Here is a 9203-nt window from a genome sequence, read left to right as displayed (position 1 = left end):
GAGCCTACCCCCACCCCTGACCCGGTGACGGAGGCTCTGGCGGCCATGACCACCGAAGAGAAGGTGGGCCAGCTGCTGGTGGCGGGCATCGGGGGAACTGGGGCCGGTGAGGATGGCCTTCAGGCGGTCCAGGACTACCAGGTGGGCGGCGTGATCCTCTTTGGCCGGAACGTGGAGAGCGCCAACCAGCTGGCGGACCTGACCAACGAACTGAAAGCGCTCAACGGCGACAACATCCCCCTCTTCCTGTGCGTGGATCAGGAGGGGGGACGGGTGGACCGGATGCCCCCGGAGGTGGACGACCTGCCCTCCGCCTATGACTATATCGCCGGCGGAGGCGATCCTCTGGAGCGGGGGAAGGTGCTGTCCGCCCAGTGCGCCGCATTTGGCTTCAATCTGGACTTCTCCACCTGCCTGGACATTTGGTCCAACCCGGACAACACCGTCATTGGGGACCGGGCTTACGGCAGCGACCCCGACACGGTGACCCGGGCGGGGCTGGCGGTGAACGAGGGACTGGAGCAGGGGGGTGTGATCCCGGTGGTCAAGCACTTTCCCGGCCACGGGGATACCAGCACCGACTCCCATGTAGACCTGCCGGTGGTGGACAAGACGGTGGAGCAGCTGAAGGAATTTGAGCTGATCCCCTTCCAGGAGGCCATTGACCAGGGAACCCCCTGCGTCATGGTGGCTCATATCCTCATGACCCGGATCGACGCCGACCTGCCCGCCTCCCTGTCCCCAAAGGTGGTGGACGGCCTACTGCGGCAGGAGATGGGCTTTGACGGGGTGGTGTGTACCGACGATCTGACCATGGGCGCCATCTCCAATACCTACGGCATGGGGGAGGCCGCCGTTCTGGCGGTGGAGGCCGGGTGCGACCTGCTGCTGGTGTGCCATGAGGCGGACAACCTCACCGCCGCCCGGGACGCCCTGCTCTCGGCGGTGGACGCCGGCCGCATCTCTATGGAACGGCTGGATGAGAGCGTCTACCGTATCCTGTCCCTGAAGCAGGAGTACGGCCTTACCAACGACCTGGTGGGCCAGCCAGATGTGGAGGTCCTCAACGCCCAAATTGAAGCCATTTCCTGAACCAAAGTTCCATACAGCGGGGCCGTCTGTCCGAAAACTGTGGACAGACGGCCCTGTTTTCGTTATCATGGGAATCAAAGGAGGGAGAGGCATGAAGTGTCGCGGTCCATCGTTTTTGAAGTGGCGGGAGACCCTGCCCTATGTGCCTGTTGCCCTGGCGCTCTGCCTGGGGGTGCCCTGGCTGCTCCGACAGCTGGAGGGCAGCGGTATGCCCCTGCTGAGCGGCGCCATCTACGCTCAGGTGCTGCTGCCCATTGGCTGCCTGGCTGTGGGGATGTTCCTGGGCAAACGTCGGGGTTTCTGCCCTCTCTACCCGGTACTGTGCGGGGCGGGGACCTTTGCCGCTGTTTTCCAGCTCTACCACCATGACTATATCGTACTGCTCCTCTTCTGCGGCATTGCCGTGGCCTTCTCCCTGCTGGGAGTGGCGGCGGGGGCCTGGCCCCGGGAGGAAAAGAAAGGGAAGGGCGGAGGTTGAAAGCGCCCTACAACGTGTTATAATAGGCCTATCTGACATAAAATGAGGGATCTGGATGGGAAAAACAGGTGGAAAGTCCATCAGCTTTTTCGGCCTGGTGGCCATGGGCATCGGCTGTATGCTGGGCACCAGCTGGCTGCTGCTTACCGGCACCTGGCTGGATACGGCGGGCGGGCCACTGAATCTGGCGGTGGCCTTTCTTTTGTGCATCATCATTGAACTGCCTTTTGCCTTCGCCTACATGGAGGCCATCCCCATGTTCCCCCTGCCGGGAGGCGAGGTGGTGTACTCCTACGCCGCCTTCGGACCCAGGGGGGGCTTTGCCGTGGGCTGGGCGGGCATCCTCATGAACACCATCGTGTTCTGCTGGGTGGATCTGGCTGCCATCTCCCTGCTGGACGAGCTGTTTCCCGCTCTGAAGGAGACCGCCGTCCTCTACCATGTGGGGGACTTCCCGGTGACCCTGCCCAATCTCATTCTCCAGCTGCTGCTGGCGGGGGCCATCCTGTGGGTGCAGATCAAGGGGGCCAATGTGTGCGCCTCCCTGGCCAAGATCGCCACGGTGGTGCTGCTGGTCATGTGCGCCGTCGGGCTGGCGGTGTGCTTTGCCCATTTCGACCCGGCAGTGTATGCTTCGGACGGAGGAATGGAGTTTGACTTTGCCGGTTCGGCCTCCCTGCTCTCCCTGTTGGTGTTCTCGGTGGCCGGGTGGGAGACGGTGTCCAAGGCCGCCGCCGACGCCACCGGCCCCGCCGCCCGCAAGGCGGGAGCCGCCCTCATCACCTGCCTGATCCTGGTCACCGGTATTTTGTGCCTGGTGTCCACCGCTGTGGCGGGCTGTATGCCCTGGACCGAGGCGGTGGGCCGCACCGCCCCCTTTGCGGACGTGCTGGTGTCCATCACCGGCCTGCCCTGGGTGCGGCTGTTGTTCCTGGTTACCGCCTTTGTGGGGGCGGTGGGCGTGATGAACTCCACCCTCTACTCCTCCGCACAGATGCTCTACGGCCTGTCCCGCTTCGCACTGGTGTCCCGGAAGTTTGCCGTCCTACACCCCAAATACGGCACGCCGGTGCGGTGCATCTGCTTCACCGCCGCCTTCGTGGTGCTTACCCCCTTCACCGGCAAGCTGTTCTTCATCCCCTTCATCAACGTGGCCTCCCTCACCACCATCGTCATGTGGGTCATGTCCTTCGCCGCCGTGCTGTGGCTGCGGAAAACCCGCGCCGGTCTCCGCCGGCCGGTGTCCATGCCCGGCGGGAGGGTGACGGCGGTGTTTGGCGTTCTGGCCTCGGCCTTTTTGGCGGGCAACATCCTGCTGCCCATGAGTCCAGGGGGCCTCAGCGGCCTGGAGTACGCCCTGGCGGCGGCTCTGGCGGTGCTGGGCTGGGCGCTCTACCAGTTCCGGGACCGGTCCGTGGGCGCAGCGGAGCAGGAAAAGCTGATTTTCGGGGACCTTCTGGCGGGAGAATTGCCCGCAACCCCTTGCAAAATCGAAGAAAAATGATATACTAGTGCCCACTGAGGTTAAATTTTACGAATCGAGGGAAATGGAAATGGAACGCACCAAAATCGCACAGATTTTTGCGGACCAGGAGCAGTTCGGCGGCAAAGAGATCACCGTCTGCGGCTGGGCCCGTACCATTCGTGATATGAAGAGCTTCGGCTTTGTGGAGCTGAACGACGGCTCCTGCTTCAAGAATTTGCAGGTGGTCCTGGACGCCAATGTGCTGGACAACTATAAGGAGATCGCCGGTCAGAACGTGGGGGCCGCCCTCATCGTCACCGGCACCGTGGTCCTGACCCCTGAGGCCAAGCAGCCCCTGGAGATCAAGGCTGCCAAGATCCAGGTGGAGGGCACCTCCACTCCTGACTACCCCCTGCAGAAGAAGCGCCACAGCGTGGAGTACCTGCGTACCATCCAGCACCTGCGGCCCCGCACCAACCTGTTCTCCGCCACCTTCCGGGTGCGCTCCGTGGCCGCCCACGCCATCCACTGCTTCTTCCAGGACCGGGGCTTTGTGTACGCCCAGACTCCGCTGATCACCGCCTCTGACTGTGAGGGCGCCGGCGAGATGTTCCAGGTCACCACTCTGGACCTCCAGAACGTGCCCAAGAACGAGGACGGCACTGTGGACTATACCAAGGACTTCTTCGGCAAGAAGGCCAACCTCACCGTATCCGGCCAGCTCAACGCCGAGAACTTCGCCATGGCCTTCGGCAACGTGTACACCTTCGGTCCTACCTTCCGGGCGGAGAACTCCAACACCCAGCGCCACGCCGCTGAGTTCTGGATGATCGAGCCTGAGATGGCCTTCGCTGACCTGAACGACTATATGGACACCGCCGAGGCCATGATCAAGTATATCATCAACACCGTTATGGAGAAGTGCCCCGATGAGATGAACTTCTTCTCCTCCTTCGTGGACAAGGGCCTGAAGGAGCGGCTGGAGCACGTGGCCAACTCCGACTTTGGCCGCGTCACCTACACCGAGGCGGTGGAGCTGCTCAAGCAGAACAACGACAAGTTCGACTACAAGGTGGAGTGGGGCTGCGACCTGCAGACCGAGCACGAGCGCTACCTCACCGAGCAGATCTTCAAGCGCCCCGTGTTTGTCACCGACTACCCCAAGGACATCAAGGCCTTCTATATGCGCCTCAACGACGACGGCAAGACCGTGGCTGCCGCCGACTGTCTGGTGCCCGGCATCGGTGAGATCATTGGAGGTTCCCAGCGTGAGGAGCGCCTGGAGCTGCTGGAGAGCCGCATCAAGGAGCTGGGCATGAACCCCGAGGACTACTGGTGGTACCTGGACCTGCGGCGCTACGGTTCCTGCCGCCACGCCGGCTTCGGCCTGGGCTTCGAGCGGATGGTCATGTACCTCACCGGCGTGTCCAACATCCGCGACGTGGAGCTGCATCCCAGAACGGTGGGCAACGCGGATTTCTGATTGAGAAGGAAAGAGAACCCCGGCGGGGTGCCGCTTCGCGCAGCGCCTCGTCGGGGCTCTTTTTATATACTGAGCGGGCGACCACAAGGGTCGCCCCTACTATGTGGGAACGGTGATTTACCATATTATAGGGGCAGGTGGAACCATGCAGAAGATTCGACCGGATCTGGATATCGGACATAATATTCAAACCCTGCGGCGAGGCGTGGGCATGACCCAGGATCAGGTGGTGGCGAAACTCCAGCTGAGGGTCTGAATATCTCCAAAAGCACCTATGCCAAGCTGGAAACCAACCGCATGAATATCAAGGTGAGCGAACTTGTGGCGATGAAAGAGATTTTTCAAGCGGAATATGGTGATTTTTTCGCCGGATTGCGTTGACCGGGGAGACCCTGTAGGGGCGGCCTTTACGGCCGTCCGGGCCCGTTGCAAAATAACTGTTTTGCACAAACCTGTCATTGCGAGCCAGTGCGCACACTGGCGTGGCAATCCGTTTACCCGGCAAAAGGGACGGATTCCCACGAAAAACGGCCGCCCGGTGGGCGGCCGTTTTTCTCGGAATGACGGGTCTTTGTGCGAGCTGCACATTTTGCAACAGGCCCAATGAAATTACAGCTGCTGCTGGATGGACTTGGCGTCCACTTCCTCCTTCAGCTTCTCCACGAAGGTATCGAAGGCCATGACGGTCTGCTCGCCCTTGCGGTTGCGGACGGCCACCTCGCCGCTCTCCACTTCCTTGTCGCCGATGACCAGCATATAGGGGACCTTCTCCAACTGGGCCTCACGGATCTTCTTGCCGATCTTCTCGTTGCGCTCGTCCACCTCCACGCGGAAGCCCTGAGCAAACAGCTTGTTCTTCAGCTCATAGCTGTACTCGGCGGCGCGGTCGGTGATGGGCAGGATGCGGATCTGCTCGGGGGACATCCAGGTGGGCAGGGCGCCGGCGTACTCCTCCAGCAGGTAGGCCAGGGTGCGCTCGTAGCAGCCCAGAGAGGTACGGTGGATGATATAGGGGGTCTTCTTCTGGCCGTCGGCGTCCACATATTCCATGCCGAACTGCTTGGCCAGCAGCATATCGATCTGGATGGTGACCAGGGTGTCCTCCTTGCCGAACACGTTCTTGTACTGGATGTCCAGCTTGGGGCCGTAGAAGGCGGCCTCGTCAATGCCGATGGTGTACTCCACGCCCAGGTCGTCCAGGATCTGGCCCATGACCTTCTGAGCGGTCTCCCACTGCTCGGCGGTGCCCTCGTACTTGTTGTTGGGGTTGGCGGGGTCCCACTGAGAGAAGCGGAAGGTACACTTGTCCAGCAGGCCCACGGTGCCCAGGCAGTACTTGGCCAGGTCCAGGCAGCCCTTAAACTCCTGCTCCAACTGCTCGGGACGGAGGATCAGGTGGCCCTCGGAGATGGTGAACTGGCGGACACGGATCAGGCCGTGCATCTCGCCGGAGTCCTCATTGCGGAACAGGGTAGAGGTCTCGCCCAGACGCATGGGCAGGTCACGGTAGCTGCGGCCACGGTTCAGGAACACCTGGTACTGGAAGGGGCAGGTCATGGGCCGCAGGGCGAAGCACTCCTTCTCCTCGTCGTGGGGATCGCCCAGCACGAACATACCGTCCAGATAGTGGTCCCAGTGGCCGGAGATCTTGTACAGCTCCCGCTTGGCCATGTAGGGGGTCTTGGTCAGCAGGTAGCCCCGCTTCTGCTCCTCGTCCTCCACCCAGCGCTGGAGCACCTGAATGGTGCGGGCGCCCTTGGGCAGGATGATGGGCAGACCCTGACCGATCACATCCACGGTGGTGAAGTAGCCCAGCTCACGGCCCAGCTTGTTGTGGTCCCGCTTGAGGGCGTCCTCACGCTGCTTCAGCCAGGCGTCCAGCTCGTCCTTCTTGGGGAAGGCGATGCCGTAGATGCGCTGGAGGGTCTCCCGGTTGGAGTCGCCCCGCCAGTAGGCGGAGTTGCAGGCGGTGAGCTTGATGGCATTGCCCTTGATGCGGCCGGTGGAGTCCAGGTGGGGACCGGCACACAGGTCGGTAAACTCGCCCTGCTTGTAGAAGGAGATCACCGCATCCTCAGGCAGGTCGTTGATGAGCTCCACCTTGAAGGGCTCACCCTTCTCCTCCATCAGCTTGAGGGCCTCGGCCCGGGGCAGCTCGAACCGCTCCAGCTTCAGCTTCTCCTTGCAGATCTTCCGCATCTCGCCCTCGATCTGCTCCAGATGCTCGGGGGTGAAGGAAAAGGGGGCGTCCATATCGTAGTAGAAGCCCTCTTCAATGGCGGGACCGATGGCCAGCTTTACCTCGGGCCACAGGCGCTTCACAGCCTGAGCCATCACATGGGAGCAGGTGTGCCAATAGGTCTGGCGGTATTCAGGGTTCTCAAAGGTAAATTCGTTCTTGACTTCTTCGGACATAAATAAAACCTCCTTGTAAATTGGGGCGGAGGGTAAAGAAAACGCCTCACCCCTGTCAGTCAGGGGTGAGGCGTAAGAAACGTCCCACGGTTCCACCCTGCTTGCATAGAGCGCGGAGGCGCCCGGGAGCAGGTGACTAAGGCCGGAGCGAAGCGAAATACCAAAAAGCAAAAGGGCTTTTTGGTGTTTTGCGCAGTCGCAGGACTTAGGCGCCGTCGCGGAGGGCGCGCAGCGTGACTTCATGCCGCTTGTGACTTTCTATAACGGGAAAGCCCCGGCCCGGTCGTCCCGGGCGGCTCAGGAGTGGTACGGCCGCTGCGTGTCGTGGAACCCTTCCACCAAATGGGCTCCTCTCTGTCCGCCGCTGCGCGGTTTCTTCTCCGTCTTTGCCATTTTAACAACGAAACTATAGCACCAAACCCCACGGCTGTCAAGCCAAAATCGGGGAGAGAATTGATGAACAGGTGAGAGAAAAATATGGGAATTGAAATTAACAGTTTATTCACAATGAATACACGATTTGGCCTTATTTACAGGGTATGATACAAACAGATTCAGAAATGAATCACAAGCGAGACCATCCTCCCAAACCAATTCCTCTCTTATCCCTCTCCAACACCTTTGCAACACACACAACACACACCCAAAAAGCCCCGGTCGTATGGCCGGGGCTTTTTGGTGTCTGAACAGCAAAGGGGCGCGCCGCAGTTTCTGCGGCGCGCCCAAGAGGGGGTAAACTTACTTGCCGGGGTGAGCGGCCTTCCAGTCGCGGTTGAAGCGATGCTCGTTGACGATGAGCACCAGCACCACGTTGACCAGAGCCACGCCGGCGAACACCAGATAAGCCATCTTGATCTCGCCGCCGGTCATCTTCTGCACCATGCCGTTGACCAGGAAGCACAGAGCAGTGATAGCGCCCTGGATGGGGAAGATCACGCTGTTCACCTTATCGAAGCCCTGACGGCCAAAGATGGAGGTGGGAAGGGAGGTGGTGAAGTTGGCGGAGCCGCCGATGCCCATGGCGATCATGAACAGGGAGACGTACACCAGGGGGGAGGAGCTGTCAGTGGCGCCGAAGTTGCACAGCAGGGCGATGGCATACCAGATGCCGAAGCCAACCATGGTCTTCTTGGTGCCGATCTTGTCATCGATGATGCCGATGATCCAGGAACCGACCACACCGCCCAGGGCCAGGATGGTCATGACGTTCATAGCGGCCTGGGGAGTGAAGCCCAGCTGAATGTTACGGGTCACCAGCTGGCTCATAACGCCCACAGAGCAGATCTGGAAGAAACCGGTGGTGATAGCAGCCAGCCACAGCTCCTTGGTGGCCAGCAGCTTGCCGGTGGTCCAGCCGCCGTCGCCCTCCACGGCGTCGGTGGTATCGTACTCGTTCTTGTAGACCTCGTCGGAGACGTTGTCGGGGTTGATGCCGCGCTCCTGGGGAGTGTTGCGGATAAAGAGCATACCCAGAATGCCGAGTACGATGGCGGCGATGCCGATGGGCACGATGCCGCCGGGGAAGTTTGCGCCCACGTTGGACAGGTCAGCGCCGCCCACGCTGGTGGCAACAGCGGTGGGGGCAATCAGGATGGCAACCAGCTGCACATAGAAAGCGGAAGCGAAGTTGTGGCCCATGGTGGTGTAGCCCATGACCACGCCTTTCTTCTTGGGAAACCAGGTAGCAACCAGGGTGCCGCCAGCCACATAACCGGCGGACATGATGCTGCCGTACACGAAGCACATGGCAATGGTATATACGGCAATGTTGGGAGCGCTGCAGGCAATGATGTAGGTGATACCGGAGATAATACAGCACACGCCGGAGGTAATGCGGGCGCCAACCTTGCGGTTGATCTGGCCCACCACGATGAAAAACACCACGCCGATGATACCAGCCAGGGAGTTCATATTCATGATGTCGCCCTGCTCCAGGCCCAGGCGGGCGGCTACGTTGGGGGCTGTGATGTTAGCGCCGTCGTTGCACATACCAACGTACAGGAAAAACATCAGCAGGCAATAGATGATGACGACCCAGCCTGCGCCGAAGTTGACGACGGAATTCTTGTTTCCGTCGCGGAGATTTTGTTTCGCCATTTATTTTCCCTCATCTCTAAATGGTTTGGATCAGGACAAGTGCCGGCAAGTCCATTCCTTGTTGCAGCTATACTTTATCGATTTGGAGGCTTTTGTGCAATCCCCACAAGTTGGTGAGTTACTAACCAATAAGTGCACAGTAACCAAGAAGTAAGTGCCTGATTTTGTATAAA

6 protein-coding genes are annotated in these 9203 nt (G+C 60.4%); 4 read left to right on the top strand and 2 right to left on the bottom strand.

The features are described 5' to 3' along the window. From nagZ to asnS, 4 genes are all read left to right on the top strand, one after another. Window positions 1–1092: beta-N-acetylhexosaminidase (gene nagZ, locus B5F94_RS08760; RefSeq protein ID WP_087329462.1), on the top strand; the 1092-nt coding region annotated here is incomplete at its 5' end. 91 nt (window positions 1093–1183) lie between these two features. Beyond that, the gene (locus B5F94_RS08755; RefSeq protein ID WP_143383264.1) at window positions 1184–1570 is read left to right on the top strand and encodes a hypothetical protein; all 387 of its coding nucleotides are present in this window, start codon (window positions 1184–1186) and stop codon (window positions 1568–1570) included. 55 nt (window positions 1571–1625) lie between these two features. Then, window positions 1626–3074 (top strand): APC family permease, encoded by a 1449-nt coding sequence (locus B5F94_RS08750; RefSeq protein WP_087329451.1) that lies wholly within the window; start codon window positions 1626–1628, stop codon window positions 3072–3074. Window positions 3075–3123: 49 nt separating this feature from the next. Beyond that, entirely contained in the window at window positions 3124–4518 is a 1395-nt protein-coding gene (gene asnS / locus B5F94_RS08745) for an asparagine--tRNA ligase (protein WP_087270508.1), read from the top strand. Window positions 4519–5127: 609 nt separating this feature from the next. Here the strand turns inward: asnS and thrS are convergent. Beyond that, window positions 5128–6933: a threonine--tRNA ligase gene (gene thrS / locus B5F94_RS08735; protein WP_087329449.1), complete on the bottom strand. Its 1806-nt coding sequence runs from the start codon at window positions 6931–6933 to the stop codon at window positions 5128–5130. 738 nt (window positions 6934–7671) lie between these two features. Beyond that, on the bottom strand, window positions 7672–9030 hold the full coding sequence (locus tag B5F94_RS08730) for an MFS transporter (RefSeq protein ID WP_087329448.1): 1359 nt from the start codon (window positions 9028–9030) through the stop codon (window positions 7672–7674). Window positions 9031–9203: the final 173 nt, after the last annotated feature.

Source organism: Flavonifractor sp. An4 (assembly GCF_002161755.1).
GTDB classification, from domain to species: domain Bacteria; phylum Bacillota; class Clostridia; order Oscillospirales; family Oscillospiraceae; genus Flavonifractor; species Flavonifractor avicola.
The sequence above is the reverse complement of the archived record's forward strand: the minus strand, read 5'-3'. Positions and strand labels throughout refer to the sequence as shown.